Raw genomic sequence first — 19,406 nt, forward strand, 5'->3', positions numbered from 1 at the left:
TTGGCGCGCGGAGGCTCACCTCGTCCGCGAGGAGTCCCTCCTCTCGCGAAGGGCGAGCAGGCCGACGGCGGCGAGGAGAAGGGCCGCGCCGCAGGCGGTCTGCAGGGTGAGCCGTTCGCCCAGCAGGAGCACCCCGATGACCGCCGCGCCGACCGGTTCCACCAGGGAGATCACGGAGGCCGTGGTGGCCCGGACCGCGGCGAGGCCGGCGAAGAACAGACCGTAGGCCAGGGCGGTCGGGACCGTGCCGAGGTAAACGATGATCGCCGAAGAGGCGAGCAGGTCACCGGACGGCAGCAGGCCCTGGGCCAGAGCGAGGGGAAGCAGGCAGAGGCCGCCGACGACGAAGCCGCCCATGGCGGTGGCGTACGGCTCGTCGGCGGAGGCGCGATTGAGCAGGGTCACTCCCGCGTAGCCGGCCGCCGAGAGCAGCGCCCACCCCATGCCGGGCGCTTCGACGGTCGCCGGTCCGCCGTCGAGGGTCAGCATGGCCAGGCCGGTCAGAGCGATCGCGACGGAGCCCATCCCGGCCGCGCCCAGCCGCTCGCCCAGCAGCAGGCGAGCTCCGGCGGCCACGAAGACGGGCGTGGCGCCGGTCGTGACCACCGTGGCCACGGCCAGCCCGGATTCGGCGATCGCCGCGAAGTAGGCCGTCTGATAGATGGCCATGGCCACGCCCGTGACCACGATCCGCCCGAGGCCGCGGACGCGCCCGAGGCCGAGGCCGAGGAAACGGGAGGCCAGCAGGAGAATGACCGCGCCTGCGGCGAACCGCCAGAAGGAGACCGAGACGGGGCCGAGCCCGCCGGTCCGGTAGAGCAGCGCCCCTGCGGCGCCACCGGTGCCCCAGGCGGTCGCCGCGATGGAAACGTACAGCAGACCCCGCCGTACGGAGACATGCGTCATGGAGATCTCTCCAGATGAAGTGGTTGTCGTTCGGGCCGCACGTATGCGGGCGCCAACCACCCACCGGACCGCTCGGATCCGGTTGTCAGGAGAGAGCCGCCCGCTTAGCGGGCGGCGGGCGGAGAGATGATCAAAAGCATGGCGCCACCCTAACCGGGCACCAGGGGTGTCATCCAGCGGTTATCGAGCGCCCCGGCGGGGTGACGGCCGCTCTCGCCTCGCGAGGGTCGAAAGAACCGTCACCGGTGTGCTCCCCGCGGAAACGGCCCGGCCGCCGAGCCGGCCCCGGCGGCGGAGCCCGGCCGTGACCTCTCCCGCGTGTCGCGGGCTCGCTGGAGGTCCGGGCCCCCTGAACTGCAAAAATAGAGTTCGTGGCGGGATTCTTCCCCCAGCGATGGGGGGATGGCCACGTCGAACGGCGGTCGTGACCGAGCGAGGGAGACTCGGATGCCCGACAGATTCTGGAGCCGGGCCGTGCTCGCGGCACTGACCCTGCTGGCGGTGTTTCCGGGTACGGCCGGGGCGTCGCAGCCGGGCAGGATCCCGGTCGTGCTGTTTCCCGCGTTCCATCTCACCAAGCTCATGGTGACCGTCGACGACCAGACGGCGGCTCCCGGATGCCCCCGGTCGGGCCGTTTCGAGGACTGGTTCCGCAACGATCACCCGAGCACCGTCTTCAGCCAGGTCTGCCAGGATCGGCTCCTCACGCTCCGCTACCGGGGGAGTCCGTCCACCCCGATGTCGTCGCGCTTTTCGAATCAGCCCGGGGTCGACGTCCGGATCGTCGGTTACGGCAGAACGGGCAGCGCGCCGTTCTACGAGCCGCTGTACCGCAGGCTCGAGGCCGCCGGGTACGTGCGGGACGCCGATATCCGGGTCGCCGGTTACGACTCCAGGCTCACCCCGGACATGGGCGGTTTCCTGCGGCGGACCCGCGAACTCGTCGAGGACACCTACCGGGACAACGGCGACCGGCCCGTGCACCTGATCGGCCACTCCAACGGGCCGCTCTACGCGCAGTACCTCCTCACCCACACCACACGTGCGTGGCGAGACAAGTACATCCACGGGTTCACGCCGATCGCGGGTAACTTCCCGGGGCAGGGCCTGCTGTACCCGGTGCTGTTCACGGGGCTGAACGTCCAGGACTTCGGTTATCCGGCGACCGAGGAGAACGCCGGGAGCAGCGCGCGCCTGTACCTGAGCGCGCCCTCGTCCTACATGAGCGCGTCCGACCCCGAGGTCTTCGGTGATCGCGAGGTCGTCGTCCGGGACGCCTCCACCGGCCGCGACTACACCCCGCGCGACTACCCGCGCCTGTTCGCCGACGCGAACCTGCCGGTGGCCGGGGAGATCGCCGACCACTACGTCGGGTTCATCGCGTTCGCCGACGCCCGGTCGTTCCCCGACGTGGACGTGTACGCGGAGAGGGGCTTCGGGCTGGCGACGGTCGTGGGGGCACGGCTGCCGAATCTGACCGTGGGGCAGGTGGCCGATACCTCCGGGTTCCTGAACCGGGACGGCGACGGCAACCAGGAGGACATCACCAACGAGGCGGTGCTGGCCTGGAAGGCGATGGGCTGTCATCGGTTCAGCCTCACCGACAACCCCGGGGTGGACCATTTCGCGCTGCCGGGCGACCGGAACGTGCTCGATCGCCTGCTCGCTCACCTCGAACGCCCGCGCTCGCTCTGCCCGTCCCGGTAAGGCCTTGACCCGGGAACCGCAACGGCGACGATACTCATCGCCTATACGTGACAGGAGTTGACAGGTACGGGCGTGAGGATGAGACCCATGACCACGACCGCGAAGTTCCTCGCCGTTAACATCGACTGTGCCGAGCCCAAGCGGCTCGCCGAGTTCTACGCGGCGGTCTTCGGCTACGAGATCCAGTACGCCGAAGACTCCTACGCCGGCATCGGCGACGGCACGATGACCATCTACTTCCAGCAGAACCTCGATCGCAAGCCGGCCGCGTGGCCCGGCTCCGACAAGCAGTTCCACCTGGATGTCCGCGTCCCCGACCTGGCGAAGGCCGTACAGGACTATCTGGAGCTCGGGGCCACGAAGCCCGATTTCCAGCCCGACGAGGCCAGCTACGTGGTGCTCGCAGACCCCGAGGGGCACCTCTTCTGCGTCTGCCCGCCCCGTGACTGAGCTTCGCTTCTGACCCGGTGACGGATCGTTCTCGACGTGGGCCGGCCACCGCGCGACGCTCCGGGTACGACCGTGTGCCCGGAGGCGTGTGGTGGCCTGCCGGCCAGACGGCCGGATCGGCGGTCTGCGGTATTCGCCATCGACGTCAGCCGCCCGGCGCGCGACGATGCCGAATGCTCACCTGACCGCGGGTTCTCCTACCACCCCACCCGGCACTCGGCGGGCAAGCCGACCATCGCCGGGTGGGCATTCTCCTGACCGGCAGGCGGGCGGAGGGCCTGGCCCGACGCGAAAGGCTCAGCCTTTATTGAGGTGTCCGCCAGGCCGAAGACGTCGTCGCCGGATGAGGCGGGGATCGTTGGCGATCACATTTCCCCTGGCGGTGGAGCAGAGCGGGACGTGACCGCGAGGGCGGCTGTACAGGCCCTTGAATTTGGGCCTTTGCGGATCGACGAACTTGCTTGACTCTCAGTGCAGGCATGCGACAACTCCCTAGATCGCGTGTCTGAGGAGGACGTAGGTGAGACGTCGTCTGACCGTGATGATCGCGGTCCTGGCGCTGTTATGCGTCGGCATGACCGGGGCGGGCGCCTCGGCCGAGCCGCAGCCGAACGGCCAGTACAAGGTGCAGGGTCCGAGCGACGCGCGGCAGCGAAGCGCGGTCGCGGCCACCGGCGCCGCGATCGACCAGGTCGACTCCGCCTCGATCGTGGTCACCGCCACCGAGGCCGAGGTCGCCGAGATCAAAAGACTCGGCTACACCGTCACAAAGATCGCCAAGCCCTTGTATCCGGTGGAACCCGAGAAACGCGCGGACTTCCCGCCGGCCGACTCCGGCTACCACAACTACGCCGAGCTGACCGCCGCGGTGAACCAGATCGTCGCCGACCACCCGGCCATCGCCAGGAAAATCAGCTACGGCACCTCCTACGAGGGCCGCGACCTGATGGCCGTCAAGATCAGCGACAACGTCGGCACCGACGAGAACGAGCCCGAGGTGCTGTTCACCCACCACCAGCACGCCCGCGAGCACCTGACCGTCGAGATGGCGCTCTACCTGCTCAACCAGCTCACCGACGGCTACGGCAGCGACAGCAGGATCACCAACCTGGTGAACGGCCGCGAGATCTGGATCATGCCCGATCTCAACCCCGACGGCGGCGAGTACGACATCGCCAACGGCTCCTACCGCTCCTGGCGCAAGAACCGGCAACCCAACGCCGGCTCCTCCTCCGTGGGCACCGACCTCAACCGCAACTGGGCCTACCAGTTCGGCTGCTGCGGAGGCTCCTCCGGCTCCACCTCCAGCGAGACCTACCGCGGCACGGCGGGCGAATCCGCCCCGGAGGTCAAGGCGGCCGCGAACTGGGTGCGCAGCCGGGTGGTCGGCGGCGTGCAGCAGATCACGTCCCACATCGACTGGCACACCTACGGCGAGCTGGTCCTGTGGCCCTACGGCTACACCTTCAACGACACCGCCTCCGGTCTGACGCAGGACGACCGTGACGCGTTCGCGGCGCTGGGCCAGAACATGGCCTCCACCAACAACTACACCCCCCAGCAGGCCAGTGATCTTTACATCACCGACGGCTCGATCGGCGACTGGATGTGGGCCACCTACAAGATCTTCAGCTATACCTTCGAGATGTATCCGACCGGATCGCCGGGCTTCTATCCGCCCGACGAGCAGATCGTGACGCAGACGAGCCGCAACCGGGAGGCCGCGTTCCGCTTCCTGGAGTACTCCGACTGCGTCTACCGGATCACCGGCAAGGAGTCGCAGTACTGCGGCACCGGCACCCCGCCGACGACGGTCTACTCCGACACCTTCGAGACGGCGACCGGCTGGACGGTCAACCCGGGCGGCACCGACACCGCCACCCTCGGCGCGTGGGAACGCGGCGACCCCGCGGCGACCACCTCCAGCGGCGCCAAACAGCTCGGCACCACGGTCAGCGGCACGAACGACCTGGTCACCGGACGCCTGGCCGGCACGGCCGCCGGAGACTACGACCTCGACGGCGGCACCACCAGCGTCCGCTCACCCGCCATCACCCTGCCGACCGGCACGCTGAACCTGTCGTTCTCCTGGTATCTGGCGCACGGCTCCAACGCCTCCAGCGCCGACTTCCTGCGGGTGCGGGTCGTCGGTTCCACCACCACCCAGGTGTTCCAGCAACTCGGCGCGGCCTCCAACCGCAACGGCGCCTGGGCCACGGCCACCGCCGACATCTCCGCCTTCGCCGGGCAGAGCGTCCGCATCCTGATCGAGGCCGGTGACGCCTCCGGCGCCTCCCTGGTCGAGGCCGGAATCGACGACGTCACGATAACCCGGCAACCCTGAGCCCACTCGGGGCGTCCCGCGGGGCGTCCCGAGTCTTCTCTCCCGGCACTCGGCCGTTTCTCCGGCACCGGTCAGCTCATTCTGTCGGGACTCCCAAGTGAGGGATCAGCCCTTACCCCCTTGCCTGGCACCTTAAGCTTGCAGGATGACCCGAGAAACTCTCTTTTGCGTATCCTCGCTCTCCCCAGGTGGGTGGAGATGACTTGGGTCGGGATTTCCATCGCCCTCGTCGGCGCTCTGGGCTATGCGCTCGGGGCCGCGCTGCAACAGTTCGAGGCGGTTTCGGAGGGGGCCTCGCTGAAGCTGATGAGGAAGCCTCGCTGGTTGCTGGGCGGCATCATCGGTTTGACCGGGGCCTGCCTGCACGCCGTCGCACTGAGCTTCGCCCCGCTGATCGCCGTGCAGCCGATCAGCGTGGCGACGCTGGTGTTCGCGGTGCCGCTGGCGGCGATGATGCACGGCCGGCGCCCGCGCAAGGAAGAGATCATGGGGTCGATCGCGGTGGCCGTCGGCCTGCTCGGCCTGGTGCTGCTGCTTCCCACGCATTCCGTGAAACCGCATCTGACGAACCACGAGGCGTTCGGCTTCCTCGGCGCCGTCGGACTGATCGTGCTGGTGGCCCATTTGGCCGCGCGGAAGGTGACGGGCTCGTCCAAGGCGCTGTTGCTGTCGGTCGGCGCGGGTGCGGTGACGGCGTCGGTGTCCACCTTCGTCCGGGTGGTGGGCGGGAACTTCGACGGTAACCTGTCCGGGCTGTTGGGCTGGTTCCTGTTCGCCATCCCGGTGCTGCTCATCTGCGCGATCGTGCTGCTTCAGAAGTCCTACGAGGTCGGCTACTTCGGCATCGCCTACGCCACCGTCCAGGTGGTGGATCCGATCACCTCGATCATCGCCGGTGTGCTGCTGCTCGGCGAGGCGATGCCGAGCGGCTGGCTGGACGTGATCCCCGCGATCTTCGCCGCGGCCCTGCTGGTCTGGGGGACCATCACTCTCGGGCGCCTCGCCCCCGACCACAGCGTTTCCGCCCTGCCCCGCGAACCGGTCGCGATCAACTCGTAGGCGTCTGGGGTGCCGGGGGCTTCGCGGGCGTCGAGGGAGGAGTCCAGCCGAGCACGTCGTCCATCGCGCCCGCCGCGCGAGCGGGGGCGAGGCGCCAGGTGAGCGTCACCACGGCGTCGCGCAGCCGTACGGCCAGCGGATTGCGCAGCCGGGTGACCCGGCAGATCGAGGCGGATCGGGCGACGATCCCGGTGGTCCGTTCCAGCCTGGCGGCGGTGTAGGCGGCCGGCCCCGCGCCGGTGCCCGCGACGTGGGCCAGCACCACCGCGTCCTCGATCGCCTGGCAGGCGCCCTGGCCCATGTTGGGGGTCATGGCGTGCGCCGCGTCGCCCAGCAGGACGACCTTTCCGCGGTGCATCGCGGGCAGCGGGGTGGCGAGGTGGTGGACGTCGTTCCTGAGCACGTTCTCCGGCGAGGCCGAGGCGAGCAGGGCCGGGATCGGGGCGTGCCAGTCTCCGAACAGGCGCAGCAGCTCGGCCCGCTGGTCCCCGCCACCGCCGCCTGCCGGGACCGCGTCGGTGGCGTAGCAGTAGGCGAGGCCGCCGGCCAGCGGCATGACCCCGAAGACCTTTCCCTCGCCCCAGCTCTCGAAGGCCTGGCCGGGAACGCCTCCGCCGGGAATGAGCAGCCGCCAGCTGGTGACCCCGGCATAGCGCGGGCCGGGGTGGCCGGGGAACAGCGCGGCTCTGACGGGGGAGTGGATGCCGTCGGCGGCGACCACCAGCTCGGCCTCCAGCTGCGACTCCCGGCCCGTGCCGTCATGGGGCTCCGGCGCGGTGGCGTGGTCGGCCGCCGGATGGGGTCCCGAGGCGGTTTCCGGGCCTCGGGTCTCGAAGATCACCCCGCCGGTCTCCGGGTCCACCTCCTTCACCGTGGTGTTCAGCCTGACGGTGCCGGGTTCGAGCCGGGCGGAGAGCGCGTCGACCAGGTCCGCGCGGCGCAGCAGCACCACCGAGTCGCCGTGCCGGGCGGAGGCGGCCTCCTCGGTGGTCTTCACCAGCCATCGGCCGTCGGCGCGCCGGATACCGGCCTCGCCCTGGATCGCGGACAGTTCGCGGATCTCGTCGCCGACGCCGATCGTGTCCAGGGCCTTGAGCGCGTTGGCGGCGACGGCCAGGCCGGAGCCGACCGGCTCCAGGGACGCCGCGCGCTCGAACACCGTCACGTCCCAGCCTCGCCGCTGCAGCGCCACCGCCGCCGTCAGCCCGCCGATCCCCGCCCCGATCACCACTGCGCGCCCCATGACGTGCTCCTCACTACGACTGTAGTGGAGGCTACTACGCCTGTAGTTAAACTACAAGTGTAGTATCACGAGGGTGAAGCCCCAACGCGCCGAACTCATCGCGGAGACCGCCGTCACCCTGCTGGCCGAGCGGGGCATGCGCGGCCTGACCCACCGGGCGGTGGACGAGGCGGCCGGGCTGCCACCGGGCTCGACGTCCAATCTGGCCCGCACCCGTTCGGCGCTGCTGGAGCTGACTCTCGCGCGGCTCACCGAGGTGGAGTCCGACGTGCTCGCCTCGGTGTTCGACCTCGCGGGGCCGGCCACGCCGGACATGCTGGCCGAGGTGACGGCCCAGGCGCTCTGGGCACAGCTGACCACCGGCCGCCGCCGGACGATCGCCCGTTACGAGCTCGCCATGGAGGCCACCCGCCGCCCCGAACTGCGCAAGATCTACGACGAGATGGGGATCCGGTTCCGTGACCCCGTGATCGCGATCCTCTCCGCCGCGGGATCGCCGGATCCGGTACGGCACGGCCGCCAGCTGGTCGCCTTCGGCGAGGGCGTGATGTTCGACGCCATCGTCGGGGCGGGAGCCGAGCCGACCCTGGACGACCTCCGCCTCGGAGCGCGGGAACTGCTGCGCGGCATGCTCGCCGGGTGAGCCGGGTGAGGCGCGGTGAGGTGGGCCGGGCCGGTGGTCGCGAACTCCCGCGCGGAACGCCTGCCGGGTGAGGTTATGTGAGCCGGGTGAGCCGCGCGCGGTGGGCGGGCCACTCGTCGTCGAGGATGCTGAAGTAGGCGGTGTCACGCCAGGTGCCGTCCGGGCGGCGCCGGTGGCGGCGCAGCACGCCCTCCGCGACGCCTCCGATGCGCCGGATCGCGGTCTGGGAGCGGATGTTGAGGATGTCGGTCTTGAGCATGACGCGGTTCGCGCCCAGCTTGTCGAAGGCGTGGTCGATCAGCAGGATCTTGCACTCGGTGTTCACGGCCGAGCGCCAGACGGTCCTGCCGTACCAGGTCCAGCCGATCTCGATGCTGTCGTCGAATCCGGGGACGTCGTGATAGGTGGTCCAGCCGACCGCCCGGCCGGTCTCCTTGAGGATCACCGTGAACGGCACCACGCCGGGCTTCTCGATCAGCCCGGCCGCGATCTCCGTCAGTTCGGCCTCGCTGTGCGGCGCCGGCGTCGGCATCCAGCGCCACACCTCGTCGTCGCCGCCGCCGGCCAGGAACAGGTCGGGGATGTGGGTGAGGCTCAGCGGCTCCAGCCGTACGACGTCGCCTTCGAGAGTGACGGGATCAGGTGTGTTCGCGGTCATGAACACGACCTTAGGGCTGAAAGTGGACCTGCTCTAAGGTCCACTCCCGCGTGTTTTCTCGGGACCACTCCGGGGTCCGGCTAGCTGAGCCTGCGGCCCTGAGCGGAGTCCTCGATCAGCTGTGTGAGGCGCTTCTCCCTGGTCTCCGGTCTTTTGGCGGCGGTCACCCAGTGCAGCGCCGTCCTGCGATAGCCGGGTGGCTGGCCCTGGAACCATGTCCAGGCGGTCGTCTCGGCCCGGAAGCGATGCTCCTGTTCCGGGGTCAGGGCGGGGTCCTGGCTCCGCTCGTGGGAGTAGAGGAGGGAGTTCTCCTCGGTGCGCCGCTCGAAGGCGCTGACGCCCGCGGGATGCATCAAGCCCAGTTCGGTGAGCTCCGCGACCTTGGCGATGTTGACCGCGCTCCACGTGCTGCGGGTTTTCCGCGGGGTGAAGCGGATGGAGTAGCTCTCGGCGTCGATGGTCCTGCGGACCCCGTCGATCCAGCCGAAGCAGAGAGCCTGGTCAACGGACTCCGGCCAGGTGATGCTGGGACGGCCGGTGCCTTTCTTAAAGAAACCGACCAGGAGCTCGGTCTCGGTGGTGTGATGCTTCTCCAGCCAGAGGCGGAAGTCTTCTGGGGCGGCGAAGAAGATGGGCTCCATGCCGTTCAGAATAGAGGGCGTGTCGACATCCATACCGGCCGGTCGGTACGCTCCTGGAAGACCTGAGGAGGGCCCATGGACTTCGCGTTCGACGCCGAAACCGAGAAGCTGCGGGGACGGCTGCTCGACTTCATGGATGAATGTGTGTACCCGGCCGAGGAGGCCTTCGAGGCCCAGGCGGCGACAAGCGGCTGGGCCAGTCCACCGCTGATGGAGGATCTCAAGGAGGAGGCGCGCAGGCGGGGCCTGTGGAACCTGTTCCTGCCGGGGGAGCACGGCGCGGGGCTGACCAACCTGCAGTACGCGCCGCTGGCCGAGATCATGGGCCGCTCACCCCGGATCGCTCCCACCGCGACGAACTGCGCCGCCCCGGACACCGGCAACATGGAGGTCCTCTCCATGTTCGGCAACGAATGGCAGCGCAAGGAGTGGCTGGAGCCGCTGCTGAACGGGCGGATCCGGTCGGCGTTCGCGATGACCGAGCCCGAGGTGGCGTCCTCGGACGCCACGAACATCGCGCTGTCGATCGTCAGGGACGGCTCCGAGTATGTGATCAACGGGCGGAAGTGGTTCGCCTCCGGTGCGATGAACCCCAACTGCAAGATCTTCATTGTGATGGGGAAGACCGACCCCGAGGCGTCCTCGCACAGGCAGCAGTCGATGATCCTGGTGCCGCGCGACACACCCGGCATGCACGTCAAGCGGGGCATGCACGTGTTCGGCTACTCCGACGCCGACCACGGCGGGCACGCCGAGATCGTGTTCGAGGACGTCAGGGTGCCGGTGGACAACCTGATCGGGGAGGAGGGCGGCGGTTTCTCGATCGCCCAGGCCCGCCTCGGACCGGGACGGATCCACCACTGCATGCGGCTGATCGGGATGGCCGAGCGGGCCGTCGAGCTGATGTGCGCGCGAACCCTGTCCCGGAGCACGTTCGGCACGCCGATCGCCCAGCAGGGGGTCGTCCAGGACTGGATCGCCGAGTCGCGGGTGAGGATCGAGCAGCTTCGCCTGCTCGTGCTGAAGACCGCCTGGCTGATGGACACCGTCGGCAACCGAGGGGCCCACACCGAGATCCAGATCATCAAGATCGCCACTCCGCGCGACGTGGAGTGGATCCTGGACAAGGCGATCCAGGCCCACGGCGCCGGCGGCGTCAGCCAGGACTTCCCGCTGGCGGCCCTCTGGGCGGGGGCGCGGTCCCTGAGGCTCGCCGACGGACCAGACGAGGTGCACAAGCGCTCCCTCGCCTACCGGGAGCTCAAGAAACACATGGCGCCTCCGGCGGCTCCCCGCGACTGAAGCCGATGGTCTCCGTTCCAGAATCCCGTTGAAGGAGTGTTCGTGGCATTGGACGAAAAGGCGATCCAGGAGCGCGTCTCCGCGTTCCTGGCCGAGCATGATCCCACCGGGGACCGGCTGGAGTTCCTGCGAGCCAGGTTCGACGCCGGGCTGGCCTGGGTGCACTTCCCCGAGGGCCTCGGCGGGCTCGGCGCCCCCCGCGAGTTGCAGAACGTCGTGGAGCGGGAGCTCGCGGACACCCCGCAGATCACCCCGGGGGTGCAGACGATCGGGCTGGGAATGGCGGCGCCGACGATCCTGACGTTCGGCACCGACGAGCAGCGGAAACGGTTCCTGCGCCCGCTGTGGACGGGCGAGGAGATCTGGTGCCAGCTCTTCAGCGAGCCCGGCGCCGGATCGGACCTGGCGACGCTGGGCACGCGCGCGGTCAGGGACGGTGACGAGTGGGTCGTGGACGGGCAGAAGGTGTGGACCTCCGGGGCCCACCACTCCCGGTGGGCGATCCTGGTCGCCAGGACCGACGTGGACGTGCCGAAGCACCGGGGGCTCACCTACTTCGTGTGCGACATGCACGCCCCCGGCGTCGAGGTCAGGCCGCTCCGGCAGATCACCGGGGAGGCCGAGTTCAACGAGGTCTTCCTGACGGGGGTACGGCTCGACGACTCTCTGCGGCTGGGCGAGGTGGGCGACGGCTGGCGGGTCGCCCAGACCACGCTCATGAACGAGCGGGTGGCGATCGGCGGCGCGCCGGTCCGGCGAGGTGGCGGCATGGTCGGCCTGGTCGCCGAGACCTGGCGCGCCCGGCCCGAGCTGCGCACCCACGACCTGCACCAGCGCCTGCTGCGGCTGTGGGTGGAGGCGGAGGTGACCCGGCTGGCCGGGACGCGGCTCCGTGAGCAGTTGTCCGCCGGGCAGCCGGGACCGGAGGGCTCCGGCATGAAGCTCTCCTTCGCCACGCTCAACCAGGCGTTGTCCGGGCTGGACCTGGAGATGCGGGGGGAGGAGGGGCTGACCTACGACGACTGGTCCTTCCGCCGCTCCGACAGCGTGGACTTCTTCGGCCGGGGCCCCGGCTACCGCTACCTGCGCGCGAAGGGCAACTCGATCGAGGGCGGCACCTCGGAGATCCTGCGCAACATCGTCGCCGAGCGCGTGCTCGGCCTGCCGTCCGAGCCCCGCGTCGACAAGGACGTCCCCTGGAAGGATCTTCCCCGATGACACGGAGCGAGCCCGACGCAGTGAGTGGAGTGGGTCGCGAGGAACGAGCGGGCCGCGTAGCGAATGAGGAGTGGTGAGCGACCAGTGACGCTGCTGTATACCGAGGTCGAGGAGGAGCTCCGGGCCTCCGTGCGGGATCTGCTCGCGGACCGTTGCGGACCCGATGCCGTGCTGAAGAGGGTCGAGTCGGCGACGCCGTACGACATGGACCTCTGGAAGACTCTGTCCCGGGAGATCGGGGTGGCCGGCCTGCTCGTGCCGGAGGAGTACGGCGGGGCGGGGGCGTCGGCGCGGGAGGTCGCGGTCGTGCTGGAGGAACTGGGGCGGTCGGTGGCGCCGGTCCCGTTCCTCACCAGTGCGGTGCTCGCCACGAAAGCCCTGCTGCAGGCCGGTGAGAAGAACCTGATCCAGGAGCTCGCCTCGGGGGAGACCACCGCGGCGCTCGCGGTGTCGATGGTGGCCTCGCCGTACCGGCCGCTGCCGGAGACCGTCACCGTCACGGACGGGCGGCTCCTGAACGGGGAGGTCCGGGCGGTGGCGGGCGCGGATGTGGCCGACGTGCTGCTCGTGCCCGTCGGGACGGCGCTCTACGCGGTGCGGGCCGAGAACGTCCGGGTCGACGTGGTGCCGTCACTGGACCTGACCCGGCCGATCGCCACCGTCACGTTCTCGGACACTCCCGGTGAGGCGATCGGTGCTTTCGACGCGCGGCGGGTGCTGAGCTTCGGCGCGGGCCTGCTCGCCTCCGAGCAACTCGGGGTCGCCGAGTGGTGCCTGAGCACGACGCTCTCCTACATCAAGGAGCGTCACCAGTTCGCCCGGCCGGTCGGCTCCTTCCAGGCGATCAAGCACCGGATGGCCGATCTCTGGCTGGACGTGGTGCGCGCCCGCGCCGCCGCGAGGAACGCCGCCGACCTGCTGGCCGCGGATTCGGGACCGGACGCGTCCCACGACGCGGAGGCCGTCCAGGGCCGCGAACTGGCGGCGGCGGTGGCCACGTCCTGGTGTTCGGAGGTGGCGGTGCACGTGGCCGAGGAGAGCGTGCAGCTCCACGGCGGGATCGGGATGACCTGGGAGCACCCGCTGCACCTCTATCTCAAGCGCGCCAAATCCACCGAGATCGCGCTCGGCAGCCCCGGTGCCCACCGGGACGCCCTGGCGGCCCTGGCGGACCTGCCCGGCCCGGCCTGACCGCACGTCGACGCGATGACCTCCGGCTCCGTGCCGGAGGTCATCGTGCTTTCATGCCGTACAGCAGGATGCCGATGATGCGGGCGGGGAGATGACGTCGGAGGCGGTCGTCAGGACCGCGCTGCGCGCGCTTGACCGCGATCGGGGTTACGTGGTCCCCGGGCTGGGCAACTCCGTCCAGGCCCATCTCATGTCGAAGCTGCCGCGCAGGCTCGTCGCCCTGCTCGGGCGGAGGGTCACTCGGGGAGTGCCGGCCGATCCGGTCGCAGCGAGGTGAGCAGCAGGTCGGCGAAGTGCGCCCCGAGTTCGGCGCCGGAGAGCGCGCCCTCCGTGCTGTACCAGGTGCCCAGGTGGTGGACGGAGCCGAAGAAGAAGTCGACGACGATGTCGGCGGGGGTGTCGGACCTGAAGGTGCCCTCGCGCTGCCCCTCGGTGATCAGGTCGCGAAAGCGCTCGTGGTAGAGGCGCCGCTCGGCGCGGACGCTCTTGCGGGTGTCGGGCGCGAGCAGGTGCATCGAGCGGAAGAAGATCTTGGAGTCGTTCAGGTTGGCCACGGTGGTCGTCACGACATCGGAGGCGGCGGCGTAGAGGCGCTCGGCCACCGGCCCCGGGCCGGCGGCGAAGTGGGTGAGGCGCTCCATCTGCATGCGCAGTACCCGCCCGTAGATCTCGTGGAGCAGGTCGTCTTTGGAGTCGAAGTAGTGGTACATGGCACCCTTGGTGACGCCGGCCGCCGCCACGACCTCCTGCACCGACGTGCTCTCGAAACCTTGCTCGGCGAACAGGCGAGTGGCCTCGCTGAGCAGGCGCTGCCGTACCGGCTCCTGGTCCTGAGTCATCCATCCCCCCTGGTGTGGTGCGGCCAAGCATACCGACTGGTCGGTTGAGCCGCTGGCGGGGTGGCTGGGTTGTGTTACTTTCATCACCTTCGGATAGCTGGAGCCCCCACTTGGGTATCCCCAGTCCGAGGGATCTTCAGCGTGGCAGATCCGTTCCCCTTCTCATCCACCGTTCGAGCCTCCAGGGGGTTCGCTTTGCCAGGCGGATCTATCTACGTGACACCTGTCGACCAGGTCCACGGACTGTCGCCCCAGGTCATGTACGAGCAGTTCTGGCTCAAGGAAGCCGCTCAGCGAAGGAAGATGACCGGGGTCAAGGCCGCGGCCGGACTGGTGGTGGGCGTCGCCCTGGCCTACCGGTTCAACCTCTCCGCTCCCGTCGTCGGGCTCCTGTTCGGTCTCCTCGTCGGAGCCGGTGACATGTTCTGGAACTGGCGGACGCACGACGCCACGGCGGTCTGGCGTGGAAAGCGCCGGGGCGACGTCATCACCGGCAAGCTGCTGCGCCGCAGGCTCCGCAGACGCGGCTATCACATCCTCGAAGGCCGCGCGGTGCCGGGGAAGGCCTCGATCGACCACCTCGTCATCGGTCCCGGCGGAATCTGGGTGGTCGACAACGAGGCGTGGGATCCCGAGACCGAGATCGCCCGGTACGGTGACCGGCTGTTCCTCGGCGAGAAGTACGGGTCGAAGGTGGCCAAGGCGCTCGTCGAGGTCTCCGAATCGCTGGCCGAGGTGCTGTCCCGTGAGTCGGGCATCCCCGTGACGATCGAGCCGCTGCTCGCCGTGCACGGCGGGGTGATCAGGCGCTCGGTCACCGCGGAGGGCCTCACCCTGCTCAAGCCGCGGCTGGTGGTGCGCTGGATCCTGAACGGGCCGCGTGCGGAGTTCGACGAGTCCCAGGTGGAGGTGCTCGCCCGGACCGCCGCCCGGGTACTGCGCCGGATGAGCTGACCTACACGGATACCGACGCTCCGTGACCACGGAGCGCCCTCCGGCCGGGAGGCACGGCTTCCCGCGGGGCGCTCCGGCATCGGCGTCCCGATGACGTGCCGGGCATTCCGCCGAGCATCGGCGCCCGACGGGGTTCGATCATGCGAGCCCGGGTGGCGCCTTCGCGTACCTGGCACGGAACCTGGGCGGGCGGCGCACGAGGTGACCCCGCTCGACCTCTTCCGGACGTCCATGAGCGGCGTCGTCCGCATCTTCGTCCCGGCGGCCGGGAACACCGCGGCCGAGAACATCGTGGCCGGGGACCTCGCCCCGCCAGGGGGCCGGCGCCCTGCCTCCATCTCATCGTCGAGTTCGCACGGTCCATCGCCGCCGGCGAGCACCCGGGCGACGAGTCCGCCATCCTGCCGACCGCCGCCGGTCACCTGGACCGATGTGCGACGTCTCGTTGCGCGGTAAATATATTGCGCCGGTTGTACGAACTATTGCAAAATCTAGTTCCGAATATCCCACTCTCTATGGGTACCGTGACTGGTCGTACCGCGAATACGAGGTGTCCATGGCAGGCGACGGCAGCGAGACACCACTGATTCAGGCGGAGGGGCTCGGGAAGACGTACCCGCCCAGGGACAGGCGGGGCACCGCGTTCCGGGCCGTGGCGGGGATCGACTTCCACGTCAACCGGGGAGAGGCCTTCGGGTTCCTCGGCCCCAACGGGGCGGGCAAGTCCTCGACGATGCGCATGCTCGGCTGTGTCTCCCCGGCCACCGAGGGAACCCTGCGGATCCTCGGCATGGACCCCGCGCGCGACGGCCGGAAGATCCGGGCGCGCCTGGGAGTGGTCCCGCAGGACGACGTCCTGGACCCCGATCTCACCGTGCGCGAGAACCTGACGATGTACGGCCTCTACTTCGGGCTGCCCCGCCGGGTGATCAGGGAGCGCACGGAGCGGCTGCTGGAGTTCGCGCAGCTGGAGGAGAAGGCGGGCGAGGCGCTGGGGGCGCTGTCCGGCGGCATGCGGCGGCGGCTGACGATCGCCCGCTCCCTGATCAACGAGCCGGACATCCTCCTGCTCGACGAGCCGACCACCGGGCTCGACCCGCAGGCCAGGCACGTGCTGTGGGACCGGCTGTTCAGGCTGAAGCAGCAGGGGGTGACGCTGCTGCTCACCACCCACTACATGGACGAGGCCGAGCAGTTGTGCGACCGCCTGGTGGTGATGGACAAGGGGCTCATCGCGGACGAGGGATCACCCCAGGAGCTCATCCGGCGGCACTCGACGCGCGAGGTCCTGGAGCTGAGGTTCCGGATCGACGAGCACGAGCAGGCCGCGGAGAAGCTCCACGACCTGGTCCGCCCCGGCGAGGGGGAGCGGGTGGAGGTGTTGCCCGACCGGGTGCTGGTCTACACGCACGACGGCGAGGCGGCGCTGGCCGCGGTCACCGTCGCGCGGATGACCCCGATCACCGCCCTCGTACGGAGATCGACGCTGGAGGACGTGTTCCTGCGTCTGTCCGGCCGGACCCTGACGGACTGAGGCGGACACATGCCCATGTTCCTTCGGGAGTTCTCCTCGTGGATGCTCCGCTACCGCCGCACCTGGAAGAGCACCATCGTCATCAGCGTGGCGAACCCGCTGCTCTTCCTGGTGGCCATCGGCGCCGGGCTCGGACAGCTGGTGGACCCCTCGTCACTCGGCGGCCTGACCTACCTGGAGTTCTTCGCCCCCGGCATACTCGCCGCCGCGGCGATGCAGAACGCCTACATCGAGGCGGCGTTCGTGGTCCACGGCTCCCTGCGACAGGACAAGAGCTACCTGGTGGCCGCCGCGACACCGCTGGAACCCCGCGACATCATGGCCGGGCACATGCTGTTCATGGCGTTCAGGATCGGGACGAGCGCGCTGGCCTTCGCCGCGGTGATGGCGGCCCTCGGCGCCACCCGCTCCCCGTGGGCCGTGCTCACCGTGCCCGCCGCCCTGCTGACCGGTATGGCCTTCGCGGCCCCGCTGGCGGCCTGGACGGTGACCGTCGGCAGGTTCGGCGCCCTCAACACGGTGTTCCGGTTCGTGCTGATGCCGATGTACCTGTTCTCCGGGACCTTCTTCGGCATCGAGACGCTCCCCGACTGGCTGCGCCCGCTGGCGTACGTCCTGCCGCTGTGGCACGGCGTCGACCTGTGCCGCACCCTGAGCCTGGGCACCGCCACCCTGCTCACCTCCGCGATCCACGTCGGCTATCTGGCCGCGCTCACGGCCGGGGGCGTCGCGGTGGCCCTCGTCACCTACCGGCGCCACATCCACGTCTGAGGGGTCGACATGCTGCAGAACCTGGAGATCAGGGTGCCGTCCGCCGTCCCCCGCTGGGGCGGCGCGCACTTCCTGGTGTTCCGCAACCTCCGGGTCCACACGGGCGGCAACCCGTGGACCATGGCGATGTACTCGATCTTCGAGCCCATCCTGTACCTGCTGGCCATAGGTGTCGGCATCGGGCAGCTCGTCGGGGATGTCGAGGGAGTCGACGTCCCCTACGCCGCGTTCGTCGCGCCCGGCCTGCTCGCCACGGCGGTCATGAACAGCGCCCTGCACGAGACGATGGAGGGCGCCTTCGTCAAGTTCACCCAGGAGAGGTTCTACCAGTCGATCCTCTTCACCCCCGTGTCCCTCACCGGGATCGTCGTCGGTGAGGTGGCGTGGGCGGTGCTGCGCGGGTTCGTCACCGCGCTGGGGTTCCTCCTCGTGATCACCGTGTTCGGGTTGGTCTCCTGGTCGAACGCCGTGATCACGGCGGCCGGGACGCTGCTCGTCGCCTTCGCCTTCGGGAGCGCGGGGCTGGCGGTGACGACGCGCATCAGGACGTGGTCCGACTTCCAGTACGTGCAGCTGGTGCTGCTGCCGATGTTCCTGTTCGCGACGACGTTCTACCCGGTCACGGTCTATCCCCGGCCGGTGCAGGTCATCGTGGAGACGCTGCCCCTCTACCACGCCATCCAGCTGCTCCGAGGTTGCGCCCTCGGCCAGCTCGGCTCCGGCATGATCGTGAGCGTGGTCTATCTCCTGGTCCTGGGCGCACTGGGCCTCGTCGTGGCCCGCAGGCAGTGGGCACGCATCATGCTGCACTAGAAACCGCCCGAGACCCGTGTGGTCCGCAAGGCAGTGGGCGCGCGTCTGCTGCACTAGAAACGCCCGGAGCCCGTTGTCCGCCCCCTCACGCGCCACTCCGGTCGCCGAGGAGGACGGCCGGGCGACCTGGGACGACTGACCGATGTCATGCCCCCTCGGGGGATTGCCCGGCCAGGTGAAACCAGTGCGCGCCATCGGCCATCTGGTTCGGGACGACTATCCCGCCACCTGGAACCAGACCGACCTGCCCATCCCATCGTGACGGAACCCCCATGCGGCGGCGAGCAGGTCGACCAGCCACAGGCCCCGGCCACCGTCGGCCTCGGGGTCCGGCACGTGCACGACAGGGGTGCTGGTGGCCGAACCGTCGTCGGTCACCTCCACGTGGACCGCTCCGGGATCGCACGTCACGTGGACCGTCACCCGCCCGTCCGCCGTACGGCCGGAGTCGGAGTGGGTGACCGCGTTGGTGACCACCTCGCTCAGGAGCAGCAGGACGTCGTCGAGCGCCGGAGGTGCGAGCCGTACGGCCAGCAGCCCGTGCGCCCAGGTACGGGCGGCCGGTACGGAAGACACCTCGCCGGGGAACTCCCTGTGCCACGCGCACGCACCGGGTGACTCCGGAGCCGCGCCGTCATCGTCGCCGTCGTGGGGCCTGGTCCGCTCCTCCGATCTCATGCGCTCACCTCGGCCATGACGATGTCGGCCGCGTTGTCGGCCTCCGCAGGCACCCATTCGCTCCGCCGCCACAGACACGCCCACCACGGTCGCCAGGTGAACACCCAGCCGTGGTAACGCCGGATGACCGTGATCCGGGCCAGGGTGCCGGCCGCCGAATGGATCTCCAGGATGGGCTGCCCGGTCACCGGCAGGACCAGCGAGGTGCGGACTCCCAGAATGCGCAGGTCCCAGCCAAGCCGTACCAGATGGGCGAACCGCTCCCACTGCTCCGTGGTCGCGGGGTTCGGAGGCTTCCGGTGGGCGTTGGCAGAACGGGAAAAGCCATATTCCTGATCGCGCATTACTCGTCTCGCTCCTGTTTGACGGACGCTTGGACGTCTTTCTTTTCCTTCATGCCGGAAAGAGAAGACGTGTGCTTAGATTGCCCTTGGAGCAGGCGAAACAATGGCGTA

The 19,406-nt window shown here is 69.5% G+C and carries 19 protein-coding genes; 12 read left to right on the forward strand and 7 right to left on the reverse strand.

Features of this window, described 5'->3' with window-relative positions; all coding sequences use genetic code 11:
• Positions 1-15: 15 nt before the first annotated feature.
• Positions 16-906, reverse strand: a complete 891-nt coding sequence (locus J2853_RS44430; protein WP_307567896.1) for a DMT family transporter — start codon at positions 904-906, stop codon at positions 16-18.
• Positions 907-1,353: 447 nt separating this feature from the next.
• Here J2853_RS44430 and J2853_RS44435 point away from each other — a divergent pair, with 447 nt between their 5' ends.
• The 4 genes from J2853_RS44435 to J2853_RS44450 all read left to right on the forward strand — a co-directional run bounded on the left by J2853_RS44435 (position 1,354) and on the right by J2853_RS44450 (position 6,466).
• Positions 1,354-2,613, forward strand: a complete 1,260-nt coding sequence (locus tag J2853_RS44435; RefSeq protein WP_307567897.1) for a lipase/acyltransferase domain-containing protein — start codon at positions 1,354-1,356, stop codon at positions 2,611-2,613.
• 87 nt (positions 2,614-2,700) lie between these two features.
• Positions 2,701-3,063 carry a VOC family protein gene (locus J2853_RS44440; RefSeq protein ID WP_307567898.1) on the forward strand — a complete coding sequence of 121 codons (363 nt, stop codon included), beginning with the start codon at positions 2,701-2,703 and terminating at the stop codon, positions 3,061-3,063.
• A gap of 520 nt (positions 3,064-3,583) precedes the next feature.
• A complete protein-coding gene (locus J2853_RS44445) occupies positions 3,584-5,407 on the forward strand; it encodes a M14 family metallopeptidase (RefSeq protein ID WP_307567900.1) in 1,824 nt (607 codons plus the stop codon).
• A 198-nt stretch (positions 5,408-5,605) separates the two neighbouring features.
• The gene (locus tag J2853_RS44450; RefSeq protein WP_307567901.1) at positions 5,606-6,466 is read left to right on the forward strand and encodes a DMT family transporter; all 861 of its coding nucleotides are present in this window, start codon (positions 5,606-5,608) and stop codon (positions 6,464-6,466) included.
• Here J2853_RS44450 and J2853_RS44455 read toward each other — a convergent pair.
• Positions 6,456-7,709, reverse strand: a complete 1,254-nt coding sequence (locus J2853_RS44455) for an FAD-dependent monooxygenase (protein WP_307567904.1) — start codon at positions 7,707-7,709, stop codon at positions 6,456-6,458. The genes J2853_RS44450 and J2853_RS44455 overlap by 11 nt on opposite strands.
• A 73-nt stretch (positions 7,710-7,782) precedes the next feature.
• Between J2853_RS44455 and J2853_RS44460 the strand changes: the two genes are divergently transcribed.
• Positions 7,783-8,352, forward strand: a complete 570-nt coding sequence (locus J2853_RS44460) for a TetR/AcrR family transcriptional regulator (protein WP_307567905.1) — start codon at positions 7,783-7,785, stop codon at positions 8,350-8,352.
• A gap of 73 nt (positions 8,353-8,425) precedes the next feature.
• Here J2853_RS44460 and J2853_RS44465 read toward each other — a convergent pair whose 3' ends face one another.
• Together J2853_RS44465 and J2853_RS44470 are read right to left on the reverse strand one after the other, a co-directional pair.
• Complete coding sequence (locus J2853_RS44465) at positions 8,426-9,010, reverse strand: GNAT family N-acetyltransferase (RefSeq protein WP_307567907.1); 585 nt, start codon at positions 9,008-9,010, stop codon at positions 8,426-8,428.
• 80 nt (positions 9,011-9,090) lie between these two features.
• Positions 9,091-9,651 (reverse strand): YdeI/OmpD-associated family protein, encoded by a 561-nt coding sequence (locus J2853_RS44470; RefSeq protein WP_307567909.1) that lies wholly within the window; start codon positions 9,649-9,651, stop codon positions 9,091-9,093.
• A gap of 75 nt (positions 9,652-9,726) precedes the next feature.
• On the opposite strand from J2853_RS44470, the gene J2853_RS44475 reads away from it, so the two are divergent.
• From J2853_RS44475 to J2853_RS44485, 3 genes are all read left to right on the forward strand, one after another.
• The gene (locus tag J2853_RS44475; RefSeq protein ID WP_307567910.1) at positions 9,727-10,953 is read left to right on the forward strand and encodes an acyl-CoA dehydrogenase family protein; all 1,227 of its coding nucleotides are present in this window, start codon (positions 9,727-9,729) and stop codon (positions 10,951-10,953) included.
• Between the two features lie 42 nt (positions 10,954-10,995).
• Positions 10,996-12,171, forward strand: coding sequence for an acyl-CoA dehydrogenase family protein (locus J2853_RS44480; RefSeq protein WP_370879499.1), 1,176 nt, complete (start codon positions 10,996-10,998; stop codon positions 12,169-12,171).
• Positions 12,172-12,255: 84 nt separating this feature from the next.
• The gene (locus J2853_RS44485; protein ID WP_307567911.1) at positions 12,256-13,362 is read left to right on the forward strand and encodes an acyl-CoA dehydrogenase family protein; all 1,107 of its coding nucleotides are present in this window, start codon (positions 12,256-12,258) and stop codon (positions 13,360-13,362) included.
• Positions 13,363-13,598: 236 nt separating this feature from the next.
• On the opposite strand, the gene J2853_RS44490 is transcribed toward J2853_RS44485, so the two are convergent.
• Positions 13,599-14,201 carry a TetR/AcrR family transcriptional regulator gene (locus tag J2853_RS44490; RefSeq protein ID WP_307567912.1) on the reverse strand — a complete coding sequence of 201 codons (603 nt, stop codon included), beginning with the start codon at positions 14,199-14,201 and terminating at the stop codon, positions 13,599-13,601.
• A gap of 216 nt (positions 14,202-14,417) precedes the next feature.
• On the opposite strand from J2853_RS44490, the gene J2853_RS44495 reads away from it, so the two are divergent.
• The 4 genes from J2853_RS44495 to J2853_RS44510 all read left to right on the forward strand — a co-directional run bounded on the left by J2853_RS44495 (position 14,418) and on the right by J2853_RS44510 (position 18,273).
• Entirely contained in the window at positions 14,418-15,155 is a 738-nt protein-coding gene (locus tag J2853_RS44495) for a nuclease-related domain-containing protein (RefSeq protein ID WP_307567914.1), read from the forward strand.
• 556 nt (positions 15,156-15,711) lie between these two features.
• Complete coding sequence (locus tag J2853_RS44500; protein WP_307567915.1) at positions 15,712-16,689, forward strand: ABC transporter ATP-binding protein; 978 nt, start codon at positions 15,712-15,714, stop codon at positions 16,687-16,689.
• Between the two features lie 9 nt (positions 16,690-16,698).
• Positions 16,699-17,460 (forward strand): ABC transporter permease, encoded by a 762-nt coding sequence (locus J2853_RS44505; RefSeq protein WP_307567917.1) that lies wholly within the window; start codon positions 16,699-16,701, stop codon positions 17,458-17,460.
• A gap of 9 nt (positions 17,461-17,469) precedes the next feature.
• Positions 17,470-18,273 carry an ABC transporter permease gene (locus J2853_RS44510; protein WP_307567919.1) on the forward strand — a complete coding sequence of 268 codons (804 nt, stop codon included), beginning with the start codon at positions 17,470-17,472 and terminating at the stop codon, positions 18,271-18,273.
• A gap of 216 nt (positions 18,274-18,489) precedes the next feature.
• Here the strand turns inward: J2853_RS44510 and J2853_RS44515 are convergent, their stop codons facing one another.
• The gene (locus J2853_RS44515; RefSeq protein WP_307567921.1) at positions 18,490-18,951 is read right to left on the reverse strand and encodes an ATP-binding protein; all 462 of its coding nucleotides are present in this window, start codon (positions 18,949-18,951) and stop codon (positions 18,490-18,492) included.
• Positions 18,948-19,295, reverse strand: a complete 348-nt coding sequence (locus J2853_RS44520; protein WP_307567922.1) for a hypothetical protein — start codon at positions 19,293-19,295, stop codon at positions 18,948-18,950. The genes J2853_RS44515 and J2853_RS44520 overlap by 4 nt, the downstream gene beginning before the upstream one ends.
• Between the last annotated feature and the right edge of the window lie 111 nt (positions 19,296-19,406).

It is taken from the genome of Streptosporangium lutulentum (assembly GCF_030811455.1).
Lineage (GTDB): Bacteria > Actinomycetota > Actinomycetes > Streptosporangiales > Streptosporangiaceae > Streptosporangium > Streptosporangium lutulentum.

Bases quoted from the DNA above. Each gene is read 5' to 3' on its own strand.
- J2853_RS44515 (WP_307567921.1), bottom strand. From the start codon at position 18,951: ATGAGATCGGAGGAGCGGACCAGGCCCCACGACGGCGACGATGACGGC.
- J2853_RS44510 (WP_307567919.1), top strand. From the start codon at position 17,470: ATGCTGCAGAACCTGGAGATCAGGGTGCCGTCCGCCGTCCCCCGCTGG.
- J2853_RS44465 (WP_307567907.1), bottom strand. From the start codon at position 9,010: ATGACCGCGAACACACCTGATCCCGTCACTCTCGAAGGCGACGTCGTA.
- J2853_RS44490 (WP_307567912.1), bottom strand. From the start codon at position 14,201: ATGACTCAGGACCAGGAGCCGGTACGGCAGCGCCTGCTCAGCGAGGCC.
- J2853_RS44440 (WP_307567898.1), top strand. From the start codon at position 2,701: ATGACCACGACCGCGAAGTTCCTCGCCGTTAACATCGACTGTGCCGAG.
- J2853_RS44505 (WP_307567917.1), top strand. From the start codon at position 16,699: ATGCCCATGTTCCTTCGGGAGTTCTCCTCGTGGATGCTCCGCTACCGC.
- J2853_RS44430 (WP_307567896.1), bottom strand. From the start codon at position 906: ATGACGCATGTCTCCGTACGGCGGGGTCTGCTGTACGTTTCCATCGCG.
- J2853_RS44450 (WP_307567901.1), top strand. From the start codon at position 5,606: ATGACTTGGGTCGGGATTTCCATCGCCCTCGTCGGCGCTCTGGGCTAT.
- J2853_RS44500 (WP_307567915.1), top strand. From the start codon at position 15,712: ATGGCAGGCGACGGCAGCGAGACACCACTGATTCAGGCGGAGGGGCTC.
- J2853_RS44520 (WP_307567922.1), bottom strand. From the start codon at position 19,295: ATGCGCGATCAGGAATATGGCTTTTCCCGTTCTGCCAACGCCCACCGG.
- J2853_RS44455 (WP_307567904.1), bottom strand. From the start codon at position 7,709: ATGGGGCGCGCAGTGGTGATCGGGGCGGGGATCGGCGGGCTGACGGCG.
- J2853_RS44470 (WP_307567909.1), bottom strand. From the start codon at position 9,651: ATGGAGCCCATCTTCTTCGCCGCCCCAGAAGACTTCCGCCTCTGGCTG.
- J2853_RS44435 (WP_307567897.1), top strand. From the start codon at position 1,354: ATGCCCGACAGATTCTGGAGCCGGGCCGTGCTCGCGGCACTGACCCTG.
- J2853_RS44475 (WP_307567910.1), top strand. From the start codon at position 9,727: ATGGACTTCGCGTTCGACGCCGAAACCGAGAAGCTGCGGGGACGGCTG.